This is a genomic window from Paracoccus sp. Ld10 (genome assembly GCF_045064235.1).
Lineage (GTDB): Bacteria > Pseudomonadota > Alphaproteobacteria > Rhodobacterales > Rhodobacteraceae > Paracoccus.
The window spans coordinates 117,749-141,569 of the sequence record NZ_JBISHD010000005.1 but is presented as its reverse complement, the minus strand read 5'-3'; the positions used below and the strand labels follow the sequence as shown (position 1 = coordinate 141,569).

The following is a 23,821-nucleotide window of genomic DNA, read 5'->3' as shown; positions in this document are numbered from 1 at the left end:
CCACAGCGGGCCACTCAGATGAGAGATGCGGCATGTTTGTCATCCGTTATTTGCTAGGTGCGTCTGCGATGATCGCGGGTGCCCTGATCGGTGGCGCGGCGATGGGGTATTCGGTCTGGGAAAGCTTGGGCGTGGCGTTCCTGGCGGTGGTTTTCTCACAGATGCTTGTTCTGGGGTTCATCGTCACATCCGCGATACGCGCCACCAGCCGCCTCGGGGCTAAGCGACCAGACGAATCGCTTGGCCCATGTGGCAAGCTTTATGTCCTGCCCAAGTGACTTTTGCGGGACAGCACGCCAGCCGGCAGCGTCCAGATCGCGGCGAGTTGTCTTTACGGAGACCACGCAATGATTTGCGATGTCATTGCAGAGGCCGTTTTGCGTGTTCCCATGTCTGATAAGCTGCCAAAGCATGCGTCTTGCCGCGATACAGTAACGTGGATGGCCTCGTTCGTGTCGCCGATGATGTATTCATGCAGGCTGCACGGTTCAGGCACCGCAGCGTGATTTCGACGCACGACCATCTGGCCGACCTTGGCACGTGGCGTCTGGACCTTGTGATCGCAAAGCGTCCGCTCAGGCAGCATCCGTGCTGTCAAAGGCCGGGGTAATCCCAAGGGTCGTGGTTCTCTCCCAGCCTGTGATTTTGACAAGGTGGATGTCGAACCTCTCGGGCCGATCCCCCGTGATCATTGCCTCTCGGATGGCTCCAAGAGGCACCTGCGCGTTGAATGCGACCGAATGACCATTCCACTTCGTCACCCAGATCAGTCGTCGGTCCACCGCCAGAGCGCAGGACTTGCCCCCGACTGCGCGTGACCACCGCTCTGGGCCAGGAATATGATGCCGACGTGTTCAGATAGGCGTTCAACGAACAACAGGTTCGTGCCTGCGTTCGCGACCGAAGCAACGCAGGAAGACCGCCGGCTACGCACCACGCCGCGTCAAAAGGCGCAACCGCAATGGGGTCATGTTCGAGAGGCCCGACGACTGACAGCACGTCGCAACCCCGTATGACAGGTGACCATCAGCGGCCTGTTTTGCCCCCTGCTCTCATCATCAAACATCCTCGAAACTTACCGAGCCCAAGGCCTGCCTATATTATTTCATACAGAGCCATGTCAGTAAAACAATGTTATTCTGAAACGGAACGTTCAGCTTTATGCGGCCACCAACCACTCCCCCGACGATTTGATGGTGTCGGAACAACAAGCTTCCAGCCCGTACCGCATTGATTGATTTGCATCGCAAATTAGTCACGACAGCGTCATATCGCATTTTCTTTAGGCAATCGGTTTCAACCTGACGAAAAAGATAGTCGCAATGGATGTGATTGAAAAAACCATTCTGCCCCGGGCAGTTACGCCACCCCTCCACATACGATGACATTATTGCCAGTCACGTTAACTACATCTTAATGATTGCTAAAATTTTAATGAGATGATGTAGAGTTCAGCTTGGTACGGCGACAGCGGTTCAATCTGCATCTTTGTGCCATGTTCGGTAAAAAATATTTTGTTATCAGAGAGTTGGTTGTTGATATGCGAATGCTACGAGCGCAGCGGGATTTCATGACGAACTGTCGCCCTTCGATTGCTGGCACCAATTCTCTTGCGGGCCTGACTCGGCAGTCAAGCAGACGCGCCGATGTTCCTGTTGGGGGTATGGCCAAGCGTGGGCTGGATCTCACGCTTGCTGTCCTGGGCTTGCTGTTGCTTGCGCCTCTGATTCTGGCCTTGATCATCGTCCTCAAGCTGACGGATTCCGGGCCTCTTCTTTATGGGCACCGTCGCGTCGGCTTTGCTGGGCGGGAGTTTCGTTGCTGGAAATTCCGGACGATGGTCGTGAACGGCGATGCCGTTCTGGACGAACACCTGCGCAACGACCCCGCCAAGGCGGCGCTTTGGAACGAACAGCGCAAGCTGGTGGACGACCCTCGGGTGACCCCACTGGGAGCGGTGTTGCGCAAGCTGAGCCTGGACGAACTGCCACAGTTGTTGAACGTGCTGGCCGGAGAGATGAGCCTCGTCGGGCCGCGTCCGGTCGTTCGGGCAGAACTGGATCACTACTCCAGCTCGACACGGCATTATCTGGCGGCCCGGCCCGGTCTTTCCGGCCTGTGGCAGATCAGCGGCCGCAGCAACACGACATATCTCGAGCGCGTCCAGCTGGACCGTTTTTATGTCATGAACTGGAACCCGTGGATGGACCTGCGCATCATCTTCATGACCATCCCCGCCGTTGCCTTGTCCCGTGGGGCGCACTGATCCCAGGATCGCGCCCCGTCATTTTTTTACGCAGCGACACCAGTCTGATGACTGTGTTTTTGCGTTTCTGGCGCCTGTGATGATAAATCCTGCCTTCGAAGATGCGTCATCGACCGGTCGGATCACCCTGGCTTTGTCCTGAAAGGTCTGCATCGTGTCCTTGGTCCTTGTCAGAACACCGACTTATCGCCGACCTGTGCTTTTGAAACGTGCCTTGCACTGTCTTCAGGCCCAAACCCATCAGGACTGGGTTTGCGAGGTTCGTGATGATTGCCCGGACGCAAGTGCAAGAAGCGTTGTCGAAGAGGTCAACGATCCGCGCATCGTCTATACGAACAACACTCCGCAGAAATTCATGATCGAGAATCTCGATGCATGTTTTCAACGTGAGAATTCGTACAACGCCGATTATTTCTTCATGCTGGAAGATGATAATCAGGTACGTCCGGACTACATGGCGCGCGGCATCGACATCATCGAGCAGATTGGCGTCCCTGTGTGCATGCTGAACCAGATGATCGAGAATCTGGGCGAAGGCGGCAAGGACAGCTACAGCACGTTTGGCATATTCGACGGCGTCTATGATCAGCGGATACACAGTCCGACTGAAATACGCCTTGCCCTGTTCGGCTGGACGGCGATGTCGAACGGATCGATCTTCTGGTCGAAGAACATTCGCCGGGACCTTGCTTTTCGAACCGGAACCGTACCGGGCATCGATGAGGATCTTCGGGCATTCCGCTTGGTTGATCCGGTCTATGTCTGCTTGGACAAGCTTGCCGTCTGGGCCCAGGACGAAAACGCGACGAACAGGAACCTTGGTTTCGACAAAGGCCGCATTCGCCGGGAAATGGACATGCTGGCGTCCGCCCGCGCGCTGAGGCGAGCCGCGTGGAACAGCACGCCCCCCGCAATCCAGGCAGAGTTTCTAAGCGGCAAGGTCCTGCGCGTTCCGATGGACAAGCGCCTGTACGAGATGAACCGTGCAGGGATCAAGACGCCGGGCGCATCGGCGCCTCTGGGCATGCAAAAGAAGCTGAAACAGAAAGTGGTTCGCTATCTGGGCCGCGTCCATCCGTCTATTCGCAAGGCACAGGCTGAATTGACGTCCGGCGTCTGAACCGATCAGGGCCAGGAGGTCGGGATGCCGACAGATGATGTTGCCCGGCACCATTGATACCATCCGGGGCTCGCTCTTTGCAGCGTCGTCATCGGTGCGAACGGGGACCGGCTTTCGGGCACCCGATGCTGCCTGGTTTCACTCCACGCCCCCCTGCGAATAGTACGCGCGAAGCATTTTCACAGACGGGCATGCTTGGGAAGTTTCGCGGTGGCTGAGGGAGGCATCCAAAGTCAAAACACCTTTTGGCCGATCTGTTCCTTCACCAGTCACGGTCATGTCACAACGAACCATTCGGATGAGAACGCAAGGTTTTCTCCACACCCTTCATGGTGAAGAGGTCCGGCGAACCGCAGAACCTGACAATTCTGTGCCACGCCGAAGGGGCTGTGCCGCTTGCTAATTGGTGCAGTGGGGATGGCATCAGCAGGGCGCGTTTCACACATGGCGCACTACATATGGCGACACGGCCGCCAAAGCAGCGGAGCAGCGCGCTGGTCTGTCGGGCATCTGACGTCGTCGAGGTGTTGCTATCGCCGACGCCCACATGGCTGGGTTCTTTTCGCTGTGCGTCATGACCGTAAAGGACCACTTTTGCAGCGTTAACCCGGTTTACCGCATCTATTGCGGGCTGGAGCTGCACCCCCGCGTCAAATCCCCGACATGCTCAAATCGGGAAGAGGCGGACGCGCGGCCCGTACCGAAAAGCCTGATCGGGACTTGGTCTGTGAACCTCTCTTTGCCGGCTTGCGGTTCACTGTCGGGCATTCGGGCTGCTGCACGTGGTGGAAGACGTCAACCGCGAAGGGCTGGGGATCGAGCAGGACGTGATGCACAACTCCGACGATGTAAACGCCAGGTGCCCTTTGCGCACTGGGCACGGACGTACGCTCTGCGTGTTCATTTGCGATCTTTACCACCACGCCGATTCTTGATGTCAGACCGAAAGCAGCATGTCGCTGCATTCAAGGCACTGGTTGCTGTGAGGACTGTTCTTGTCCGGTAAGACAGGAAACCATTTGCGCGGGGTGTGAGACGGCGCATGATGGCGGCTTGCGTGCCATAGCCCCCGTCGCACACACACGGCTTTTGGTGGCCAATCGCCGACAGCGGTCTGCGCTTTGTCAATCAAGGTCGTGCAACCTGATCAAAGCGGAAAAGACGCCATATCCTGTCCGGAAATCGCCAAGCGCCTTGTACCGTCATCTCAGGTACGAGGTTACGTTAGACTTGTCGTGCTGGGAGGCTAGGCGATGTTCAATAGCCCTGTTCCAAAGGTAAGCGTCATCTAATACCGGATTGTTCGGCGGACGCGCGGCGGCGACGTCTTTTTCCATCGGCTGATGACGAATGCGTTTCGCAATGCGTGCCAAGAGCTCGTTTCTCATGTCTGTGGATGTGAGGTCTACGCTTCGGGCCATCGCCGTTGGCCAGATGAGGTGCAGGCTCTGGTGATCGCCGATACAGTGGAGCCGGGTGCCATGCTGAATGTCATGGCGGACGGGCGTGGTATGCAGCCGCACCAGACCTGATTGCCAAAGGAGAGCGCACTGGCCAAAGGGCTTGTTTTGCACCGCTGGTGGTCTGCGATCCGCCGCCAGCACCACCTTCCTTCGATAGGGGCGGCTGTAAAACATGTCCGGATCGTGATCGACGCAGTGACACTGGAACTGGATGCGGACACGACCGCCGATCGGCTGGTTGAGCTACTCCCCGAAAATCGGGCTGAGGCTTTCGCAGGATATGCGGATCTCCGTCGCGACGAAGCCCGTGGATTTCAGGACGGCGCAAGACCGATTGGCAGCGCTGGTGCAGTCGATGCGTGAGTCGGATCCGTTCTCCGGTACGGTTCCAATGCTCCGTGCCAAACGCGCTGATGAACTGAAGAGCCTGTTGTGGGACAGTAGCGGGCTGGTGATGGCTTACAAGCGCCTTGAGGGCGACAACGTCACCTGGCCCGCGGTTCGGGTCCGGCAATGACCTTCAACGACAACGGATCAGGGTATTATGACGGCATGGCCGCAGCCCCGCCTATCGACTTGTTCCATCATTCCCAAAAGCCAGTGCGCCGCTGTTCTTGCCGTCGCCTATGTGAGCGGGGCGCGCTGCGGGAAACCAGCCCGCGGCCGGAGCATCAGCGCGCCGAACGGAATCAGGTTTTTTATGGCAACATTCGGAGCCGCCGAATGACGATGAGCGCCAGCTGGCTTTTGAGGACCGGGAAACTGTCGTGGCAGAGGCCCAGACCCGGCAGGATGCGTCCTGCATGCCCCCGAGCCGGGCTGCAGGCCGCAATCGCGGGCATCTTGCGGGACGTCTGCCCTGCGCCGAGCGCGCCATGGAGCTGAGCAGTCTGCTCTGGCCTTGTGGTTGCGGTGAGATGCAGCGTATCGGCGACGGCCGGACCAAGCGGCTGAACATCGTGCCAGCGCAGTTGCGGGTCACTGTGACCGTGTGTCCGCAATCTGGCTGCCGCCGATCCGCCAAGGGCGTGACCCCGGCACCAGCGCCCGCGTCGCCGATCAAGGGTGGCGTAGCGCATATGCCGGTCGGCGAGCATGCCGACCATCTGCCATTGCACCGGCAGCGCCAGACCCTCGCCCGCGCCGGAGTCTGGCTGTACCGCAGCACGCTGGCCGATTGGGTCGGCACCGCCGCCTTTCACCTCGGCCCGGTGGTCGACCGGCTGGCCGAACACCTGACGGTGTTGACCAAGCTGTTCATGGAATTTGTGGGCAACAGTGCCCCAGTGGCGCCGTGTAAGCCCTTGGGAACGCCACGGCTCCTGCTGGCCCCAGCAGGAGCCGACCGAGGATGGTGACCTCTGGGCTTGGCGCGCGATGACCGCTCATGGGGCGACGGTGTCACCCTTGCGTGGTCGTCCCCTATGCGCCTGACCGCACGGGCATGAACGCATGGCGCATGGTGCAGTGCTTTGGCGGCATGTCTCACCGCCGGATGGCTGACCGCATGACGCGCCCATCCCTGACAGGCGGGGCGCCGATGATCGTCGTCCATCGGTGGGCACATACCCGGCGCGAGCTGAAGGATATCGTTGATCGCGCCCGGAGGCCTTTGCCGGAGCGCCGAGCGTTACCGGATTGAGCCCGAGATCCGTGGCATATGGGCCCCGGCCAGCGGCAGTCGGCCCGCCGGGTGCGTCATGCGCCGCCGGTCGCGGCCTTCGGTGCATATCGATGAGGTCGCGTTTCGACGAAAAAGCTGGCTTCCATCCACCGGAAATGGGACGGGCTGCAAGCTTTCCTGGGCGACGGCCGGGTCGAGATCGACCCCGATAATGGCGAGAACCTGATCGCCCTGACCCGCAGGAGTGCGCTCTCCGCAGACCATGGCGAGGGCGGGCGATTCTGGGCGCGCATCGCCTCTCTGATCGCCACCGCAAAGATCAACGGCGTCGAATCCGTCGCCTGCCTCAACGCATCCTTGGACGCGGTGACCGCCGCTCACCCGCAAGCAAGGATCGATCACCCGCTGCCTTAAAACTTCAAGCCGTCACGCTTAATGCAACTGCCGCCTGCGGCAGAAGCGGGCGTGGACGTTGATGACACGAAACGCCGCACGCTGACTTGAGGTGATCAGTCGGACCGCCGAACTGCAGTTGTGGGCCGACCGCGTCATGACGTTTCTTGCAAATCGCGGTCCGGACTCAATGAGCGATGTTCGTCGCCGACAAAGCCTGATGGTTCGGGTGCGGTCGGTGGGTCGACGCCCTGTCGCGACCTTATGCCCGTCCGGCCTGATCCAACAGGTCCAGATAGGCCCGTGCGCTGCGTTCGCTGTTCAGCTCTTCGGCAACATAGGACCGGGGATCGAAGGCCGCCAAGGATGCCCAAAACCGGTCGAAAGACGCCTCTATGTCGTTTTCCGTAAAGGTTGTCCCGCAACGGTCGTCGAAATAGGGGACGGACGGGGCGAACAGTCCCTCTGGGGCGAGGCGCTTTTCAACAGGATCGATCAGATTCCCCTCGTTCCACGCAAAGATCGGGATGCCGGACGCCATCGCCTCCTGGTAGGCCAAGCCTTGGGTTTCGTGTTCACACAGGAAAATCATGGCCCGCCCGCCCTTGAGGGAGGTCCTGAAGTGGCCGATGTGATGGTCGCCATAACGCAGAACGACGGAGCTGAGACCGCGCTGGCGCAGATGGTCCTGCACGCGCTGCAGGATGCGCGGGACCATCTCTTCTCGGTGCCAGCGCAGCTTGTCATAGATCACGACATCATGGGACTTGGGCGCCTTGGAAAGATCCGGCCATTCGTCCAGCATGATGGGTACGAACATCGGCTGTACCCGCTTGCCCAACTTATCGCGCCAGATCTGGCAATACCATTCCGAAGGCTGGGTGAAGATCCGGATGTTTTGCCCCGTTGTCATCGCGTCCAATTCAGCGGGGCGTGGGACGTAACCGGGTCCGAAGACAGCCGGGTTGGGCAGTTTGACAAGGTCATAGACTTCGGGAAAGCCGGCAATGCCGATGGGCTGCGTCGGATTCCTGCGCGCATGGGCGAAATCGTTCGTGTGGACGTCCATGCCCAGCTTTTCCAGACCCAGCCTGAGATTGCGGAACGCGGTATAGAATCCGGTATAAAGCTGCTTGTGCCGAAGGCCGCGATAGGCGGTCCGCGCGGTCAGGTGCAGCCTGGACTGCAGTCTGCCAAAGGGCCGTTCCAGCGCCTTTTCCTCATATCCATGATAGAAAAGATCAACGCGGCGATTTTGAACCATTTACCATGCCTGTCGTGACAAGAAATTACGTCGAGTATCCGTCCTCCGCTGGTGATCGACCGCACGACTGTCGGCGTTCCGGCACGGGAAAGGCAGGCGGAACCTAATGCGGAAGCAATGGCCTGTCTTCCCCCTGCGTCATGACACGCGCATGTGTTTGCGGAAATCAGCCGACGACACGGATCGCGTGTCTTTCAGGCAGGCACAATCTAACGGAAAACGATGCGCAACGGGCCCCTTGACCTGCGCGGGGCAGGCTTGCGGATATCGTCCCTGAAGCGGTGGGCGTAACAGATGGCTGCGATGATGATCGCGGTTCCGACGCTGAACTGATAGAAATAGACGACCTCGATCCACATCAGCATGAACAGCCGCACCATGAACAGGGCGAAAAAGACCGACACGGCCGACGGGCTGCGGATCGCCCACCCCAGGCAGGACCATGCTGCGCCGATGAAGATCATGGTCTGGACAGCAGTGCCCAGGATACCAATTTCGACCGCGTTCGAAATCACGGTGTTGTGGAAGTTGAACCCCCCCCGGCCCGTGATGCCGAAATCGGCCCAAAGCCGTTCGGCCATCGGTTGGCCTTGAACCCAGAATGCCTGAAAGCCGACGCCCAGCAAGGGCCGCTCGGCGATCTGGCCAAGCGCAGCCAGCCATAGGTCGGTCCGCCCGGTCAGCGTGATGTCCTTGCCTGTCGCGTCAAGAAACCACCCGGCCAACTGATCGGAAATCGATGACAGCACCACGACGACCGCCGCGCCCAGCACGACTGCCAGCGCGATTGCGACAAGGCGCATGGGGGGCGTCAGGCGCTGCAGGACGATGATGACACCAAACACCGCGATGACAGCCAGGGTGCTGACCAGCGCGCCGCTGGATTGCCCCATGACCAGCAGCATCGCCCCCAGAAGCATGGTGGCGATTGCAGGCACGCGCCAGCGCATCGACAGGCGGCGGTCGACCAGCAGCGCCAGCGATACGATGATCAAAAGAGAACTGGCATCTGCCAGCGCGTTCTTGCTGGCATGATAGCCCAGATACCCCATCCCGTCGGACCGGGCCCGCCCCAGCAAAAGGCTGATCACCCCCCCTGTCGCACTGGTCACATAGACGATCTTGACGAATGTCAGCGGCGCCACCCGATAGCCGATGGCCATGGCTATCGTGGCCGTCAGGAACAGCTGGATGCCATATCGCATCGTCTGCGAGGTGTAATCAGACCAGGCAAATGACATTACGCACCACAACGCCACCAGCATGATCAGCCATTCCCGTCGCATGGCGGCAAGAACGTCGCCCGGGCGAACCGCGATCAGGGCGATGCCGGCCATCAGGAACAGCAATGCGCCTTTGGAGCCGAGGGGCGTGATGAATGTCAGGCCAAAAATCGCCATGAACGCCGCGATGGCATTTGGCGAATAGCTCAGCGTGCGGCGGCGCGACCGGCGTGCCGGACGTCTGGTGGCCATCAGGGGACCGGCGGGGATGGGTTCGGCCATCACGGCTCCTTGCAGGTGATCGAACCCTCGAACAGGCAGGACTCGTCCAACGGGGTAAAGGCCACCCAATCGATGTCGTACGCCAGGGGACCGTCCTGCGATTTCTGGCGACCCATCCAATCGGTCAGTGTCGCTGTACTCCAAAAGGACATGTACAGCCTTTGCGGATGGGTGGGCAGGGTGCTGTCCGGGGCTGTACGGTGAACCTCCTGTCCGTTCAGGAACCAGGTGATCCCGTCCGGCGCCCACCGAAAGCCGACCGTGCGGAATTCGTCGTCAAAGCCGGGGTCGGCAGGCACGGTGCCGCCGTTATGGGGTTCGCCGGAAACATAGGTGTTCATCGTCATCGTGTCCGGATCGCGGGTCAGGATCTCTATGTCGATCTCGTCATGGGGGGCACCGTGGACCGGTCCGGCATAGGTGAACACCGATGCGTTCAGCCCCGACTGGCGTGGTGTGCGGATGCGGGCCTCGAAGGTGCCGTGGTGCAGGGCGGCGTTGCTCTGGATCTCTCCGCACAGGGCCGGGCGGTCGCTGTCCGTGGGTGCGGGGATGTGGAACAGTGTCAGCATACCGGCACGGACCTGTACCGCGCGGCCCGACCAGTAACAGTCCTGCCAGTCGCCATTGGTCCAGCCGTCCGATACGTACCACCGGTCCTTGTCCAGCCCGCCCGAGAAATCCTCGAAAAAGCCCGCCGCATCGGGGTGCGGGTCGGCTTGCTGCGCGAACAGGGGCTGTCCCGCAAGAACAAGGGCTACGACGAAAGCGGATGAATGGCGCATGTGCAAAGCCCCCTGGCCGCGTGGTTGCCGTACCGACCCGTCCGGCTTATGGAAGCAGCAGCCAAATGGGTCAAGGGAAAGGCGTTCACATGTCGGGCAATCGGATGGATCGGCGCGTATGACCAAACCCCCAGCACCGCCCGTGGTGTCGGTCGTGATGGCCAACTTTCGTGGCGCGGCACATCTGGCGCGCGCCATGACCTCTGTCCTGACCCAGACAGAGCAGCGGCTGGAGCTGATCGTGTCCGATGATGCCTCGGACGATGACAGCCTGACTATCGCGCGCCGGATCGCCGCGACCGACGACCGCGTGCGCGTCATTGCCGCGCCGCAGAACGGCGGCCCCGCCGCGACGCGCAACCGCGCGCTGGACGCCGCGCAGGGTGACTGGATCGCGATCGTGGACAGCGACGACCTGGTTCATCCAGAGCGGCTGGCCCGCCTGATCGCTGCCGCAGACGCGGCGGGCGCGGATCTGGTCGCGGATGACATGGTCTATTTCGGAACGGTGCGTCAGAGCCGGACGCTGCTGCAGTCCCTGAACCTCTGCGCGCCGATGATGCTGGGCGCGGCGGCGTATCTGCGCAGCAACGATGGCGGGTCGTCCCTGCCGCCCTATGGCTATCTCAAACCGGTCATCCGGCGCGCGGCATTGGCGGGGGGGCGCTATGACGCAAGGCTGAGGATCGGAGAGGATCACGACCTGGTCATGCGTCTGCTGATCGGGGGCGCACGGTTCCTCCTGCTGCCCGACCCGTTATATGCCTATCGGCGCCACGAGGGGTCGATTTCGCACCGCCTCTCGGTCGCCACGGTCCAGGCGATGCTGCAGGCGCACCGCAGCCTGCCGCCGATGCCCGACGCCGATACACGCGCGGCCGCGGCGTCGGTGGACCGCCAGTTGCGCCGTGCCCTGCGCTATGAACAGTTGGTGGCTGATATCAAGGCGCGTCGTCTGCGGCATGTGCTGCCCAAGCTGGTGGACCCTGCCATGCTGTCCCGACTGTTCGAGAGCCTGCGCGACCGCCGCAGGCGTGTGGCGGATCTGCCCGGTGGCGGGGCGGACCTGCCCGGCCCGCTGCCAGGAATGCCACTGCCGGGCCAGGCCTGGGATCAGCCGCCCGCGGCCTGTGCCGCCCGGATCGCGGCCATGACCGCGCAGGGCCAGCACTTGCCGTCCGGCGCACCGTCCTGGGCGACATGGCTGTTCGACGCGACAACGCCACGCAGATAGGTCAGCCGTTAAGGCATCGGGCACCGTTGCAGTCCCGGCGGACGCGACACCATCCTGCCAGCGGTGCGGCGTGGCGGCCGCGCCATGTTCACGGGCGCCACGATGGGCGGCCGTTTTACTCTATCAGCAGTCGTCCGATCCGCGATGCGGGTGACGGTTTGCGTGCCGACAGCTTGTCGGCCAGAATTCCGCGGGCGATGGGACCAAGGGTCGTTGGATACCGGCAGGCCGACAACAAGGCTCCGGCGCGGCCAGTCTGTGCCCGCCGGTCCAGAAAATCACGCAGCAGATAGCGCTGTCGCAGCTCTCCGGCAAGAGCTCCGAGGGCCGTCCGGGCCATGTCGTCCATTCCGTCCGCCGCAAGATGCGCAAGCGCAGCGGTGTGCAATGCCTGCAGATCTGCGGTCCGATGGCGCGAGCTTAGCGAATCACTGCGCCACCGTGCGGCATAGCCGACCTCGGTGGACACCCGGAACCGCGCGCGTTTTTGCAGCATTCTGACGTAAAGGTCGTAATCCTCGCCAAGGCGCATGGTTTCGTCATAGCGGAAACCTTGCGCCCTGAGAAACGCGCGCCGCATGAGCGGCTTGAGAAAGCCCCACTCCTGTCGGCTGCTGCCGCGCGCGGAATGGTTGGCGCGGACAAAGCCCGCCAGATCGATGTCGATGATTCTGGGGCTGACCGGTGGCGTCGCAGGCAGATCGTCGGGCCCCGCACTTTCGGCCACGAACAGGATGTTGTCGGCCATCATGTCCGCATCGGATATGGCCAGCAGCCGCGCAAAGCGTCCGGGCAGGATAAAGTCGTCGGCATCCACCACGGCCACGAAATCACCCGTCGCCATGTCCAGCGCCCGGTTGCGGGCGGCGGCCGGGCCACCGTTCATCGCGCAGCGGATCACGGTCAGGCGACCATCGCCCCGCCCCGCCCGTTCGGCCATCTCTGCGGTATCGTCGCTGGACGCGTCGTCGACGACGATGACCTCGGCCGTCTCGGCCTCGGCAAGGGCTGTCCTGACCGCGTCCGCAATGGTTGCGGCGGCGTCATGGGCGGTGATGATCACCGAAACGGAGGATGAAACGACAGTGCACATGGATCGTCACGTGGCAAGATGGCGCAGGAAAGTCCAGACATTCGTGGCGACAGGGGCGTCCGGGGAACCAGATCGCCTATATTTTCTTACTGATGCAATAAACTTGTAACACTTGAGATGCCTGACCCCTGCCCATCGCGATCAACCGCTGGACATATGAAAACCGGACCGGCGCGTGTATCCACGGGACGATCACGATGCCTGATGGTCATTGTGGTATCATGGCGTGGCCATCCGGCCCGATCGGCAGCAATGCCGCCATGATCGGCGTCGGATGCGGTCCCTTGATGAGGCTTATGGGGCACGGGTCAAGGGGCGCGACATCCGCGCTCTTGCACAGATGCGTCGTGTCAGAGCACTATGCGATCTGACGAATATGCGACCGGTTTTCCGCCTGCGATACGCGTAGACGGTCGGTCCGGAAACGACATGCCTCCGGGCATGCTTGCCGTGAAAGGCCCCCGATGTTCGACAATGCAGACGCAATCCTGCTGGCCCGCATCCAGTTTGCCTTCACGGTCAGCTTTCATTTTCTGTTTCCCGCCTTCACGATCGGGTTGGCCAGTTTTCTGGCTGTCCTGAACGGGCTGTGGCTGTGGACCAAGGACAGCAAGTACCTGGATCTGTTCCGGTACTGGGTCAAGATCTTTGCACTGGCCTTTGCCATGGGCGTCGTTTCGGGCATCGTGATGTCCTATCAGTTCGGCACCAACTGGTCGGCGTTCTCGGACAAAGCGGGGCCCGTCATCGGCGCGCCGATGGCCTATGAGGTGCTGTCTGCCTTCTTCCTCGAGGCCGGGTTCCTGGGGATCATGCTGTTTGGGCGCGACCGCGTGGGCCCCACGCTCCACATGGTCGCATGCGGCGCGGTGGCCCTGGGAACCGCGTTCTCGGCCTTCTGGATCCTGTCGGTGAACAGCTGGATGCACACCCCCGCGGGCTTCGAGATCGACGCCGAGACCGGACAGTTCCTGCCGACCGATTTCTGGCAGGTGATCTTCAATCCTTCGTTCCCCTATCGTCTGATGCACACGGTGACTGCGGCCTATCTGACGACGGCCTTCATCGTGGGGGGCGTCGCGGCGCTGCACCTGCTGCGCCATCGTCACCGCCGCGACAAGGTCAGCCCCGCCACGCGCACCATGTTCAGCATGGCGATGTGGATGGCCGCGATCTTTGCCCCGGTCCAGATCGTGCTGGGCGATTTCCATGGCATCAACACGCTGGAGCACCAGCCCGCCAAGGTCATGGCGATGGAGGGTCATTTCGAAAGCCATGACGAAGGCGCGCCGCTGTACCTGTTCGGCATCCCGAACCAGGACGAACAGCGGCTGGACTATGCCATCGGCATTCCCAAACTGTCCTCGCTGATCCTGAAACACGATCTGAATGCCCCGCTGGCGGGCCTGGACACCATCCCGCGCGAGGATCAGCCGCCGGTGGCCATCGTGTTCTGGTCGTTCCGGATCATGGTCGCGCTTGGCTTTGCCATGCTGGGCATCGGGGTCTGGTCGCTGTGGGCGCGGTGGCGCGGCATGCTGTTCGACAGCCCCATGCTGCATCGTGCTGCGCTGGCCATGTCGCCCGCTGGCCTGATCGCCGTGCTGGCCGGATGGGTCACGACAGAGGTCGGGCGACAGCCCTTTACCGTCTATGGCTATCTGCGCACTGCGGACAGCGCCGCACCGCTTGATGCCGCCGCGGTGGGGGCATCGCTGATTGCCTTCATCATCGTGTACTTCACGGTTTTCGGGGCGGGCACCTATTATATCCTGCGTCTGATGAGCCGCTCTCCGACCAGCAACGAACCGCGACTGAAGGACGTGACCAACGGCCCGACGCGCACGGCGGGCACAACGCCCGCCCAGCAGCACCCAACCCGCAACGTCCAACCCGGAGAGTGACCATGCCCCTTGCAGAAGGTGTTTCACTGGATCTGACCGTCATCTGGGCCTTTATCATCGCCTTTGCGGTGCTGGTTTACGTGGTGTTGGATGGGTTCGACCTGGGTCTGGGCATGCTGTTCGCGGTCGAGCCGGAGGGCGAGGACCGCGACATCATGATGAATTCGGTGGCGCCGGTCTGGGACGGAAACGAGACCTGGCTGGTGCTGGGTGGTGGCGGCCTGTTCGCGGCCTTTCCGCTGGCCTATGCGCTGATCCTGCCGGCGCTGTACGCGCCGGTCATGGCGCTGCTGCTGGCGCTGATCTTTCGCGGCGTCGCGTTCGAGTTCCGGTGGCGGACCAAACGCTGGCGCCGGGTCTGGGACATCGCCTTCATCGGCGGATCGGCCGTGGCGGCGCTGGCGCAGGGCGTCACCTTGGGCGGGCTGCTGCAGGGCATCGACGTCGACAAGGCCGCGCGTGAATATTCGGGCGGCTGGTGGGACTGGCTGACGCCCTTCACGCTGATGGTCGGCGTCGCGGTCATGGTCGGATACGCGTTGCTGGGCGCGACCTGGCTGGTGATGAAAACGTCGGGCCCGCTGCAGGAGCGCATGCGCAAGCGGGCCTGGTTTCTGGGCGTCGGCACGGTGATCTTCATGGGCGTGGTCAGCCTGTGGACCCCGTTCCTGCAGGACGGCTATTACAGCCGCTGGTTCGGCGGCTGGAACATCGTGCTGGCGGCGGGTGTCGGGGCTGCGGTGCTGGCGCTGGCGTTTGGCATGTTCACAACGCTGATGGTGCGCCATCACGACTATTGGCCGTTCATGTGCGCCTTGGGGATGTTCATCCTTGGTTTTGCGGGGCTTGGATTCTCGATGTTCCCCTATATCGTCCCGGTCGAGGTCACCATCTGGGAGGCCGCCGCCCCCCGTAACAGCCAGATCTTCATGCTGGTGGGCGCGGCCGTGCTGATCCCGGTGATCCTGTCCTATACCGCCTATTCCTATTGGGTGTTCCGCGGCAAGATGGACCCGAACGAGGGGTATCATTGATGCCGCAATCCGTGCGGCGGCTGGCGTGGTTCGTGGCGATCTGGATGGCCAGCGTGGCGGTGATCGGCACCGTCGCCTGGATCATCCGCCTGTGGATCGCCTAGCCCAGATAGGCGCGCAGCCCCGGCGGCGGATTGTCCAGCAATGGCCCGGTGGGGCGGGGGGCATGGACCGTGCCATCCTCGACAAGCAGGGTGTCAGGGGCAAAGGTGCGGGCATCCGCGGGGTCGTGGGTCACCATCAGAACTGTCGTGTCCGGGGCCACCTGCGCCAGCAGGGCCAGCATCTCTGATTTGAGGGCCGGACCAAGCGCGGCAAACGGTTCATCCAGCAACAGCAGCGGCCGCGCACGCAACAGCACGCGGGCCAGCGCTGCGCGGCTTTGCTGGCCACCGGACAATGCGCCGGGCCGACGATCCTGCATACCGGACAGGCCGACCTGATCCAGAACCTGCGCGACATGGGCCTGTTGCGGGCGGTCCAGACGCAGGTCGGGACGCAGCCCCATCCCCACATTTTGTCTTACCGTCAGATGCGGAAACAAATTGTGGTGCTGAAACAGGATCGAGACGGGCCGCTGTCCGGGTGTCATGTCGGTGATGTCGTGGCCATCCCAGATCAGTCGCCCACGGGACGGCGCCAGAAACCCGGCAACCAGCGCCAGCAGTGTTGATTTGCCCGACCCCGACGCGCCGATCACCGCATGGCGTCCGGGCTGCACGGTCAGGTCGGCGGTCAGTGCGAAATCATCCTGACGCAGCAGGATATCGCGGAATTCAAGCGTCACGTCGGCCTCCTCTGTCGAACAGCCAGAACAGCCCCAGGCTGAGCGCCATCAGCAACAGCGCACAGGCCGCGGCATCGGCCATGCGATATCCGTTCATCAATTGGTACAGCATCAGCGGCAGGGTCGGGCGGTCGCCCGCGAACAGGGTGATGACACCCAGATCCCCCATCGCCAGCGCCGCCGCCAGTCCCGCACCGAAACCCAAGGGTCGCGCCAGACGGGGCAGCACCAGCAGGCGCAGCCGCGCCCATCCCCGCAGGTCCAGCGATGCTGCCAGCTGGCCGTAATCCTGTTCCAGCGTTCGTGCTGCGGGGATCAGGGCGCGCAGTCCGAACGGCAGGGCCATCGCCGCGTTGATCAGCGCCGTCACCGGCAGGGCCATCTGTTGCGGCGTCACGCTGTCCCGCAGCAGGATGAACAAGCCCGTCCCCAGCACCAGCGGTGACGCGATCAGGGGCAGCATGCCCGCCCCCTCGACCCACCGGGCGCCGCCGCGGGCGATGGTCAGGGCCAGCGCCAACCCTGCCCCCGCAGCCATCAGCGCCGAGATCACCGCCATGACGACCGACCGCAGGGCCGCGTCCCAGACCTCGGCCGGCAGGGCAGGCAGGCGCAGCAGCCCCGTCGCCGCGACCGAGATCAGCGGTGCCAGCAGAAACGCCGCCGCCGCCGCGATCACCGCCGCGTCGCCCGCCCGCCGCCAGCCGCGCGGGGCAGGCGGCCCGCCCTGCGCATCCAGCCCGGCACCAAAACCCGCGGGAATGGCGACGTGTCGCGCCAACAGCGCGGCCCCGACACAGATCGCGATCTGTACCAACCCCAGTGCCGCGGCCCGACCCAGGTCGAAATCGAACCGGAACGCCTGATAGATCGCCAGTTCGACCGTGGTCGCGCGCGGCCCCCCGCCCAGTGCCAGCGCCACCGTGAACGAGGTCAGGCACACCAGAAACACCGCCAGCCACACCCCCGGCAGCACGCCGCGCAGCATTGGGCGTTCCAGATGTCGGGCGATGTCGCGGGGTGCAAAATCCAATGACGCGGCCAGCCGGAACCGTTCCGCAGGGATCGCCTGCCACCCCTGCAGGATCAGCCGCACCGACAGCGGCAGGTTGAAAAACACATGCGCCAGGATCACCCCCTGCCAGCCATAGATGCCGACCTGCGGCAGGCCCATGACCTCCAGCGCTCCGTTCAGCGCACCGTTCCGGCCAAAGATCGCGATCAGCCCCAGCACCGCGACGATCACCGGCAGGACGAAGGGCGCGCCCAGCAGCGTGATCAGCAGCCCGCGCCCCCGGAACCGCCGCCGCGCCAGCGCGCGTGCGACCGGCACGGCCAGCGCCGCCGACAGGGTGGCCGACAGTGCCGCCTGCCACAGCGTGAACCAGACCGCGCGCAGGTCCCATTCGGTCAGGCCCGACAGCCCGCCCGCCACCCATGCGACAACCGCCAGCGTGCCCAGGATCAGCGCGGCAAGGGCCGCGGCGATGGCGTGGCCGATGCTCAGCGGAAGGCCCGCTGCCATTCGTCCAGGGCGGGGGTGCGCAGGGCCTCTGCCTCGTCCTCGGACAGGAACAGGGTCTTGTCGGGGCGGGGCAGGTCGCGCATCACCTGCGGCCAGTCGGCGTCGGGCAGTTTCGCGGGCAACGACCAGTTGGCCAGCGGGATCGTCGCCTGAAAATCAGGCGTCAGCACCCAGTCCATGAACTGCTGCGCCAGTTCGGGCTGGTCGGTGCCGGCAACCTGCGCCACCAGTTCGGCCATGAAGTAATGCCCCTCGGGGAAAATCGCGGCGACCTTGGTCGCGTCGTCTTCGGCCGCGATGTGGTAGGCGGGGGACGTGGTATAGGACAGGACCATGTCCGCCTCTCCGTCCGTGAACAGGCCATAGGATTCCGACCAGCCGCGGGTGACGGTCAGCACCTTGGGCGCCAGCTTGGCCCAGGCCTCGCCCGCCTGGTCGCCATAGACCGACTTGACCCATAGCAGCATGGCCAGCCCCGACACCGAACTGCGCGGGTCCTGGATGACAATGCTGATGTCATCGGCCTCCAGCAGTTCGGCAAAGCTGGCGGGTGGGTTTTCCAGCCGCGTGCTGTCATAGACAAAGGCGGTTTCGCCCCAGTTGTAGGGCAGGAACGTCGGATCATCCCACGCGATGGGCAACGACAGGTCCGACGTGTCCTGTCCGTGGGGTGCGAACAGTCCTGATGCCCGGGCGCGCGCCGTCATGTCGGTGTTCAGGCCAAAGACGATGTCGGCCTGGGTGCCCTCTCCCTCCATCAGCAGGCGGGGCAGCACGTCGCCGGTCACGAATTGCAGGTCACAGTCGCAGATCGCCTCGAACCCCTGTTCGATGGCGGGACCGGGGCCCCATTCGCTGGTGACGCTGTCGCCGGCATAGACGGTCAGCACGCGACCTTCGGCAAGGGCGGGCATGGCCAGCAGCAGGGCGGGGATCAGGACGGATTTCATCGGCAGCCTCTCTTGTCGGAATGTCGAAAAGAAGGGGGTGCGCACCTTCCCTCCGCCGGTGTGACCCGGATCAGGTTCAACGGGTCCGCTGTCGCGTCTCAGCCCGCATGGGGCACCCCGAGGTGACCCCGAATGTAGAGGTTTCGCGCGCCCGCGCAAGCGGATAGAAACCGCCCATGACCAGGGACATGAACGACCAGCCCACGCCGATGATGGCGCAATACCTTGCGATCCGGGACGCCAATCCCGGCGCGCTGCTGTTCTATCGCATGGGTGATTTCTACGAGATGTTCTTTGACGACGCGGTTGCCGCCGCCGCCGCGCTGGACATCGCGCTGACGAAACGCGGCACCCATCTGGGAGAGCCGATCCCGATGTGCGGCGTGCCGGTGCATGCGGCCGAGGGCTATCTGCTGACGCTGATCCGCAAGGGGTTCCGCGTGGCCATCGCCGAACAGATGGAGGACCCCGCCGAGGCCAAGAAACGCGGGTCGAAATCGGTTGTCGCACGCGACGTGGTCCGGCTGGTCACCCCCGGCACCCTGACCGAGGAATCGCTGCTGGAGGCGCGGCGGCACAACTATCTGGCGGCGTTCGTGGCGGTGCGCGACGAAGGGGCGCTGGCATGGGTCGACATCTCGACCGGGGCGTTCTGGGTGATGGATTGCGCCTTGCCGCGGCTGGCGCCCGAACTGGCGCGACTGGCTCCGCGCGAGGTTCTGGCCTGCGACGCGGGGCTGGAGGAGCTGATCGGCGATGCGGGCGCGGTGATGACCGAACTGCATACATCGGCGTTCGACAGCGGCGCGGGCGCGCGGCGGTTGTGCGCGCTGTACGGGGTCGAGACGCTGGACGGGTTTGGCATGTTCGGGCGTGCGGAACTGGCCGCGATGGGTGCCATCGTCGACTATCTGGACATGACACAAAAGGGCAAGCTGCCCCTGTTGCGCCCGCCTTTGCGCGAACGGGCGGGCGGCGCGATGCAGATCGACGCGGCCACACGGCGCAACCTGGAACTGACGCAGGCGCTGTCGGGCGGGCGCGAGGGGTCGCTGCTGGCGGCGATCGACCGCACGGTGACCGCGCCCGGTGCGCGCCTGCTGGAACGCCGGATCAGCGCGCCGTCGCGCGATCTGGACCTGATCGCGGCGCGCCACGACGGCGTGGCCGCGCTGGCCGCGGATGCGCGGCTGTTGGCCGATCTGCGCGGGGCGCTGGCGCGGGTGCCGGACATGGACCGGGCGCTGTCGCGGCTGGCGCTGGACCGCGGCGGGCCGCGCGACCTGACCGCGATCCGCGCGGGGCTGACGCAGGGGGCGGCGATTGCCGCGCGCCTGCCGGACGGTGCGCCCGCCGTGCTGCGCGAGGCGGCGGGCGATCTGGTCGGGCATGATGCGCTGGTGGACCTGCTGGACGACGCGCTGGTGGCCGAACCGCCCCTGTTGGCGCGCGACGGCGGCTTTGTGGCCGAGGGGCATGACGACAATCTGGACCAGACCCGCCGCCTGCGCGACGAGGGGCGGGGCGTCATTGCCGGGATGCAGGCCGATTACGCGGCGCTGGCCGGGGTCGGCAGCCTGAAGATCAAGCACAACAACGTTCTGGGCTATTTCATCGAGACGACCGCCACCCATGCCGAGCGCATGATGGCCGCGCCGCTGAACCAGACCTTTATCCACCGTCAGACGACCGCGAACCAGATCCGTTTCACCACGGTGGACCTCAGCGAGCTGGAAACCCGCATCCTGAACGCCCGCGACCGCGCGCTGGAGATTGAACGCGGTATCTTTGACCGAATGCGGGCCGCGATCCTGGATCAGGCGGCGCGCATCGGGCAGGCGGCGCGTGCCCTGGCCGAGATCGATCTGGCCTGCGCCTTTGCGGATCTGGCCTCGGGAGAGGGGTGGGTGCGGCCGCGCGTCGATGACAGCCGCGCGTTCGTCATCCAGGGCGGGCGGCACCCGGTCGTGGAACGCGCGCTGCGGCGCAAGGCCGAGAGTTTTGTCGCCAACGATTGCGACCTGACCACGGGGGCCACGCCTGCGATCTGGTTGCTGACCGGCCCGAACATGGCAGGCAAGTCGACCTTTCTGCGCCAGAACGCCCTGATCGCGGTTCTGGCGCAGGCCGGGGCGTTTGTCCCGGCACGCGCGGCGCATATCGGGCTGGTCAGCCAGCTGTTTTCCCGCGTCGGCGCGGCGGATGATCTGGCGCGGGGGCGGTCGACCTTCATGGTCGAGATGGTCGAGACCGCCGCGATCCTGAATCAGGCGGACGACCGCGCGCTGGTGATTCTGGACGAGATCGGGCGTGGGACTTCGACTTGGGACGGCCTGTCGATCGCCTGGGCGGTGATGGAGCATCTGCACGCGGGCAACCGTTGCAGGGCGCTGTTCGCGACCCATTACCATGAGATGACCGCCCTGTCGGCCAAGCTGGACGGGGTCGAAAACGCCACCGTCACCGTGCGCGAATGGCAGGGAGAGGTGATTTTCCTGCACGAGGTCAAGAAGGGCGCGGCCGACCGCAGCTATGGCGTGCAGGTCGCGCGGCTGGCAGGCCTGCCCGCGTCGGTCGTGGACCGGGCGCGCGCGGTGCTGGACGCGCTGGAATCGGGCGAACGGCAATCGGCGCGGCCCGTGGCGTTGATCGACGATCTGCCGCTGTTCCGGGCCGCCCCGCCGCCCCCGCCCAAGGCCCGCCCGCTGGATGACCGCCTGCAGGCGGTGCATCCTGACACGCTCAGCCCGCGCGAGGCGCTGGAGCTGGTCTATGAATTGAAAGCCCTGTCACAGGAGACGCGACCATGAGCTATAACACCTTTGGCCGCGAGTTCAGGTTCACCACCTGGGGCGAAAGCCACGGACCCGCACTGGGCGCGACTGTCGACGGGGTGCCGCCCGGCGTGCCCCTGACAGAGGAGTATATCCAGCGGTTCATGGACCGCCGCCGCCCCGGCACGTCGAAACACACCACGCAGCGGCGCGAGGCCGACCAGGTCCGCATCCTGTCGGGCGTGTTCGAGGGCGTGACCACTGGCACCGCAATCCAGCTGATGATCGAGAACACCGACCAGCGGTCCAAGGATTACGGCGATATCGCCACCAGCTTTCGCCCCGGCCATGCCGACATTACGTACCACCTGAAATACGGCGTGCGCGATTATCGTGGCGGAGGTCGGTCCAGCGCGCGCGAAACCGCGGCGCGGGTGGCCGCGGGCGCGGTGGCGCAGGCGGTGCTGGGCGAATTGGTGCCCGACCTGAAGATCACCGGCTATATGGTGCAGATGGGGGCGATGCATCTGGACCGCGATCGGATCGACTTGTCGGCGGTCGACACCAACCCGTTCTTCCTGCCCGACGCGGGCGCGGTGGACGCGTGGTCTGATTACCTGGACGGCATCCGCAAGGATCAGAACAGCGTCGGCGCCGCCATCGAGGTTTGCGTCCAAGGCTGTCCGCCGGGTTTGGGTGCGCCGGTCTATGCGAAACTGGACACCGATCTGGCCGCCGCGATGATGTCGATCAACGCCGTAAAGGCAGTCGAGATCGGAGAGGGCATGGCATCCGCCGCGCTGACCGGCGTGTCGAACGCCGATGAAATTCGCATGGGCGAGGCCGGGCCCGAGTTCCTGTCGAACCATGCGGGCGGCATTCTGGGCGGGATCTCTACCGGGCAGGACATCGTCGTGCGGTTCGCGATCAAGCCGACCAGTTCGATCACCACCCCCCGCCGGTCGATCAATGCGCATGGCGAGGAGATCGAGGTCATCACCAAGGGCCGCCACGACCCCTGCGTGGGCATCCGCGCCGTGCCGGTGGCCGAGGCGATGGCCGCCTGTGTGCTGTTGGACCACCTGCTGATGGACCGGGCACAGACCGGCGGCGTGCGCGGTCAGATCGGCTGATCGGCCAGGAACGCGTCGACCTCGGCGCGGGTGGGGATGGCGTCGCCCGCGCCTGCCCGCGTGACCTTGACCGCCGCCGCCCCTGACGCCAGCCGCAGCGCGGCGGGGATGTCCGCGCCGCCATCCAGCGCCGCCGCGAAAAAGCCCGCGAAGGTATCGCCCGCGCCGGTCGTATCCACCGGGGTCACGCGAAAGGACGGCTGTTCATGGACATGTGCGGTCGTCAGGTCGCGGTATTCGGCACCCTGCGCACCCCGCGTGATCAGCAATCCCTGCACCGGCAGATCGCCGGGGACACCCGCGAATAGCTGCCGCGCCTCTCCATCGTTCATGGCCAGAATGGTGACATGGGGCAGAACAGCGCGGACCGCGTCCAGATCAAAGGGCGCGGCGGAATAGATCACGCGCGCGCCCTGAGCCTGCGCGGCCTTGGCGGCTGCGACCTGGCCGTTCGTCTCGTTCTGGATCAGCAACGTGTCGGACGGTGTCAGCACGGACAGCGCATCGGTCAACGTAGCCTCATTGATGGCACGGTTCGCACCGGGATGAATGACGATGGCGTTCTCAGCGTCCGTGTCCAGCAGGATGATCGCGTGGCCGGTGGCCTGATCGTCCAGCCGCGCGACATGGCCCATATCCACGCCCGCCTGCGTCAGGCGATCACTGACCCAATCGTCACCGCTGCCCATCGCGCCCAGGTGATGCGTGATCGCGCCCGCGCGGGCGGCGGCGACCGACTGGTTCGCGCCCTTGCCGCCCAGACCGTGCGTATATCCGCGTGAGGCCAACGTTTCGCCGGGGCGGGGCAGGCTGTCCAGCCGATAGACGTGGTCGATGTTGATCGAGCCCAGGTTCCAGATTGCCATGATTGCCTCCGCGATGTGGTGGCCATGTGACCGGGCGGGCGGGGCCTTGTCCAGATGCGAAAAGACGCGCCCTTTGGGGGCGCGTCTTGTCATGTCGTTCT

General features: G+C 64.1%; 20 protein-coding genes and 1 riboswitch. Of the genes, 11 read left to right on the top strand and 9 right to left on the bottom strand.

The annotated features are described in order from the left end of the window. The first annotated feature begins 68 nt into the window (after positions 1–68). The 3 genes from ACJJVR_RS02970 to ACJJVR_RS02960 all read left to right on the top strand — a co-directional run bounded on the left by ACJJVR_RS02970 (position 69) and on the right by ACJJVR_RS02960 (position 3,386). The gene (locus tag ACJJVR_RS02970; RefSeq protein WP_405402114.1) at positions 69–278 is read left to right on the top strand and encodes a hypothetical protein; all 210 of its coding nucleotides are present in this window, start codon (positions 69–71) and stop codon (positions 276–278) included. 1,217 nt (positions 279–1,495) lie between these two features. Next, entirely contained in the window at positions 1,496–2,266 is a 771-nt protein-coding gene (locus ACJJVR_RS02965; RefSeq protein WP_405402112.1) for a sugar transferase, read from the top strand. Positions 2,267–2,420: 154 nt separating this feature from the next. Beyond that, positions 2,421–3,386: a glycosyltransferase gene (locus ACJJVR_RS02960; RefSeq protein WP_405402110.1), complete on the top strand. Its 966-nt coding sequence runs from the start codon at positions 2,421–2,423 to the stop codon at positions 3,384–3,386. Between the two features lie 1,202 nt (positions 3,387–4,588). Here ACJJVR_RS02960 and ACJJVR_RS02955 read toward each other — a convergent pair. Then, positions 4,589–5,023, bottom strand: coding sequence for a hypothetical protein (locus ACJJVR_RS02955; protein WP_405402107.1), 435 nt, complete (start codon positions 5,021–5,023; stop codon positions 4,589–4,591). 37 nt (positions 5,024–5,060) lie between these two features. Here ACJJVR_RS02955 and tnpB point away from each other — a divergent pair, with 37 nt between their 5' ends. Both tnpB and ACJJVR_RS02945 read left to right on the top strand, forming a co-directional pair. After that, positions 5,061–5,366, top strand: a complete 306-nt coding sequence (gene tnpB / locus ACJJVR_RS02950) for an IS66 family insertion sequence element accessory protein TnpB (protein ID WP_405402105.1) — start codon at positions 5,061–5,063, stop codon at positions 5,364–5,366. 358 nt (positions 5,367–5,724) lie between these two features. Then, the gene (locus tag ACJJVR_RS02945; protein ID WP_405402103.1) at positions 5,725–6,207 is read left to right on the top strand and encodes a transposase; all 483 of its coding nucleotides are present in this window, start codon (positions 5,725–5,727) and stop codon (positions 6,205–6,207) included. Between the two features lie 921 nt (positions 6,208–7,128). Here ACJJVR_RS02945 and ACJJVR_RS02940 read toward each other — a convergent pair. From ACJJVR_RS02940 to ACJJVR_RS02930, 3 genes are all read right to left on the bottom strand, one after another. After that, positions 7,129–8,130 (bottom strand): glycosyltransferase, encoded by a 1,002-nt coding sequence (locus ACJJVR_RS02940; protein WP_405402102.1) that lies wholly within the window; start codon positions 8,128–8,130, stop codon positions 7,129–7,131. 209 nt (positions 8,131–8,339) lie between these two features. Continuing rightward, positions 8,340–9,635, bottom strand: a complete 1,296-nt coding sequence (locus ACJJVR_RS02935; RefSeq protein WP_405402100.1) for an O-antigen ligase family protein — start codon at positions 9,633–9,635, stop codon at positions 8,340–8,342. Further along, positions 9,635–10,420 carry a family 16 glycosylhydrolase gene (locus ACJJVR_RS02930; protein ID WP_405402098.1) on the bottom strand — a complete coding sequence of 262 codons (786 nt, stop codon included), beginning with the start codon at positions 10,418–10,420 and terminating at the stop codon, positions 9,635–9,637. The genes ACJJVR_RS02935 and ACJJVR_RS02930 overlap by 1 nt, the downstream gene beginning before the upstream one ends. 118 nt (positions 10,421–10,538) lie before the next feature. Between ACJJVR_RS02930 and ACJJVR_RS02925 the strand changes: the two genes are divergently transcribed. Continuing rightward, a complete protein-coding gene (locus ACJJVR_RS02925; RefSeq protein WP_405402096.1) occupies positions 10,539–11,654 on the top strand; it encodes a glycosyltransferase family 2 protein in 1,116 nt (371 codons plus the stop codon). 115 nt (positions 11,655–11,769) lie between these two features. Here the strand turns inward: ACJJVR_RS02925 and ACJJVR_RS02920 are convergent, their stop codons facing one another. Then, positions 11,770–12,747, bottom strand: coding sequence for a glycosyltransferase family 2 protein (locus ACJJVR_RS02920; RefSeq protein ID WP_405402094.1), 978 nt, complete (start codon positions 12,745–12,747; stop codon positions 11,770–11,772). 464 nt (positions 12,748–13,211) lie between these two features. Between ACJJVR_RS02920 and ACJJVR_RS02915 the strand changes: the two genes are divergently transcribed. The 3 genes from ACJJVR_RS02915 to ACJJVR_RS02905 are packed head-to-tail and all read left to right on the top strand — an operon-like array spanning position 13,212 to position 15,789. Further along, positions 13,212–14,651 carry a cytochrome ubiquinol oxidase subunit I gene (locus ACJJVR_RS02915; RefSeq protein ID WP_405402093.1) on the top strand — a complete coding sequence of 480 codons (1,440 nt, stop codon included), beginning with the start codon at positions 13,212–13,214 and terminating at the stop codon, positions 14,649–14,651. A gap of 2 nt (positions 14,652–14,653) precedes the next feature. Further along, positions 14,654–15,685 (top strand): cytochrome d ubiquinol oxidase subunit II, encoded by a 1,032-nt coding sequence (cydB, locus tag ACJJVR_RS02910; protein WP_405402091.1) that lies wholly within the window; start codon positions 14,654–14,656, stop codon positions 15,683–15,685. Then, on the top strand, positions 15,685–15,789 hold the full coding sequence (locus tag ACJJVR_RS02905; RefSeq protein WP_405402090.1) for a DUF2474 family protein: 105 nt from the start codon (positions 15,685–15,687) through the stop codon (positions 15,787–15,789). Before cydB ends, ACJJVR_RS02905 begins: the two co-directional genes overlap by 1 nt. Here ACJJVR_RS02905 and ACJJVR_RS02900 read toward each other — a convergent pair. The 3 genes from ACJJVR_RS02900 to ACJJVR_RS02890 are packed head-to-tail and all read right to left on the bottom strand — an operon-like array spanning position 15,786 to position 18,947. Beyond that, positions 15,786–16,472: an ATP-binding cassette domain-containing protein gene (locus ACJJVR_RS02900; protein WP_405402088.1), complete on the bottom strand. Its 687-nt coding sequence runs from the start codon at positions 16,470–16,472 to the stop codon at positions 15,786–15,788. The genes ACJJVR_RS02905 and ACJJVR_RS02900 overlap by 4 nt on opposite strands. Next, a complete protein-coding gene (locus ACJJVR_RS02895) occupies positions 16,462–17,997 on the bottom strand; it encodes a thiamine/thiamine pyrophosphate ABC transporter permease ThiP (protein WP_405402086.1) in 1,536 nt (511 codons plus the stop codon). The genes ACJJVR_RS02900 and ACJJVR_RS02895 overlap by 11 nt, the downstream gene beginning before the upstream one ends. Then, positions 17,976–18,947, bottom strand: a complete 972-nt coding sequence (locus ACJJVR_RS02890) for a thiamine ABC transporter substrate binding subunit (RefSeq protein WP_405402084.1) — start codon at positions 18,945–18,947, stop codon at positions 17,976–17,978. Before ACJJVR_RS02890 ends, ACJJVR_RS02895 begins: the two co-directional genes overlap by 22 nt. A 30-nt stretch (positions 18,948–18,977) precedes the next feature. Next, a riboswitch (TPP riboswitch) is annotated at positions 18,978–19,077 on the bottom strand. A gap of 58 nt (positions 19,078–19,135) precedes the next feature. Here ACJJVR_RS02890 and mutS point away from each other — a divergent pair. Beyond that, positions 19,136–21,757: a DNA mismatch repair protein MutS gene (mutS, locus tag ACJJVR_RS02885; RefSeq protein ID WP_405402184.1), complete on the top strand. Its 2,622-nt coding sequence runs from the start codon at positions 19,136–19,138 to the stop codon at positions 21,755–21,757. Next, positions 21,754–22,854, top strand: a complete 1,101-nt coding sequence (gene aroC, locus ACJJVR_RS02880) for a chorismate synthase (RefSeq protein ID WP_405402082.1) — start codon at positions 21,754–21,756, stop codon at positions 22,852–22,854. Before mutS ends, aroC begins: the two co-directional genes overlap by 4 nt. Here aroC and ACJJVR_RS02875 read toward each other — a convergent pair. Next, the gene (locus tag ACJJVR_RS02875; RefSeq protein WP_405402183.1) at positions 22,842–23,720 is read right to left on the bottom strand and encodes a ribokinase; all 879 of its coding nucleotides are present in this window, start codon (positions 23,718–23,720) and stop codon (positions 22,842–22,844) included. The two genes, aroC and ACJJVR_RS02875, sit on opposite strands and share 13 nt — an antisense overlap. Positions 23,721–23,821: the final 101 nt, after the last annotated feature.

Bases quoted from the DNA above. Each gene is read 5' to 3' on its own strand.
- ACJJVR_RS02970 (WP_405402114.1), top strand. From the start codon at position 69: ATGATCGCGGGTGCCCTGATCGGTGGCGCGGCGATGGGGTATTCGGTC.
- ACJJVR_RS02965 (WP_405402112.1), top strand. From the start codon at position 1,496: ATGTTCGGTAAAAAATATTTTGTTATCAGAGAGTTGGTTGTTGATATG.
- ACJJVR_RS02955 (WP_405402107.1), bottom strand. From the start codon at position 5,023: ATGTTTTACAGCCGCCCCTATCGAAGGAAGGTGGTGCTGGCGGCGGAT.
- tnpB (WP_405402105.1), top strand. From the start codon at position 5,061: ATGCGGACACGACCGCCGATCGGCTGGTTGAGCTACTCCCCGAAAATC.
- ACJJVR_RS02945 (WP_405402103.1), top strand. From the start codon at position 5,725: ATGGAGCTGAGCAGTCTGCTCTGGCCTTGTGGTTGCGGTGAGATGCAG.
- ACJJVR_RS02940 (WP_405402102.1), bottom strand. From the start codon at position 8,130: ATGGTTCAAAATCGCCGCGTTGATCTTTTCTATCATGGATATGAGGAA.
- ACJJVR_RS02935 (WP_405402100.1), bottom strand. From the start codon at position 9,635: ATGGCCGAACCCATCCCCGCCGGTCCCCTGATGGCCACCAGACGTCCG.
- ACJJVR_RS02930 (WP_405402098.1), bottom strand. From the start codon at position 10,420: ATGCGCCATTCATCCGCTTTCGTCGTAGCCCTTGTTCTTGCGGGACAG.
- ACJJVR_RS02925 (WP_405402096.1), top strand. From the start codon at position 10,539: ATGACCAAACCCCCAGCACCGCCCGTGGTGTCGGTCGTGATGGCCAAC.
- ACJJVR_RS02920 (WP_405402094.1), bottom strand. From the start codon at position 12,747: ATGTGCACTGTCGTTTCATCCTCCGTTTCGGTGATCATCACCGCCCAT.
- ACJJVR_RS02915 (WP_405402093.1), top strand. From the start codon at position 13,212: ATGTTCGACAATGCAGACGCAATCCTGCTGGCCCGCATCCAGTTTGCC.
- cydB (WP_405402091.1), top strand. From the start codon at position 14,654: ATGCCCCTTGCAGAAGGTGTTTCACTGGATCTGACCGTCATCTGGGCC.
- ACJJVR_RS02905 (WP_405402090.1), top strand. From the start codon at position 15,685: ATGCCGCAATCCGTGCGGCGGCTGGCGTGGTTCGTGGCGATCTGGATG.
- ACJJVR_RS02895 (WP_405402086.1), bottom strand. From the start codon at position 17,997: ATGGCAGCGGGCCTTCCGCTGAGCATCGGCCACGCCATCGCCGCGGCC.
- ACJJVR_RS02890 (WP_405402084.1), bottom strand. From the start codon at position 18,947: ATGAAATCCGTCCTGATCCCCGCCCTGCTGCTGGCCATGCCCGCCCTT.
- mutS (WP_405402184.1), top strand. From the start codon at position 19,136: ATGAACGACCAGCCCACGCCGATGATGGCGCAATACCTTGCGATCCGG.
- aroC (WP_405402082.1), top strand. From the start codon at position 21,754: ATGAGCTATAACACCTTTGGCCGCGAGTTCAGGTTCACCACCTGGGGC.
- ACJJVR_RS02875 (WP_405402183.1), bottom strand. From the start codon at position 23,720: ATGGCAATCTGGAACCTGGGCTCGATCAACATCGACCACGTCTATCGG.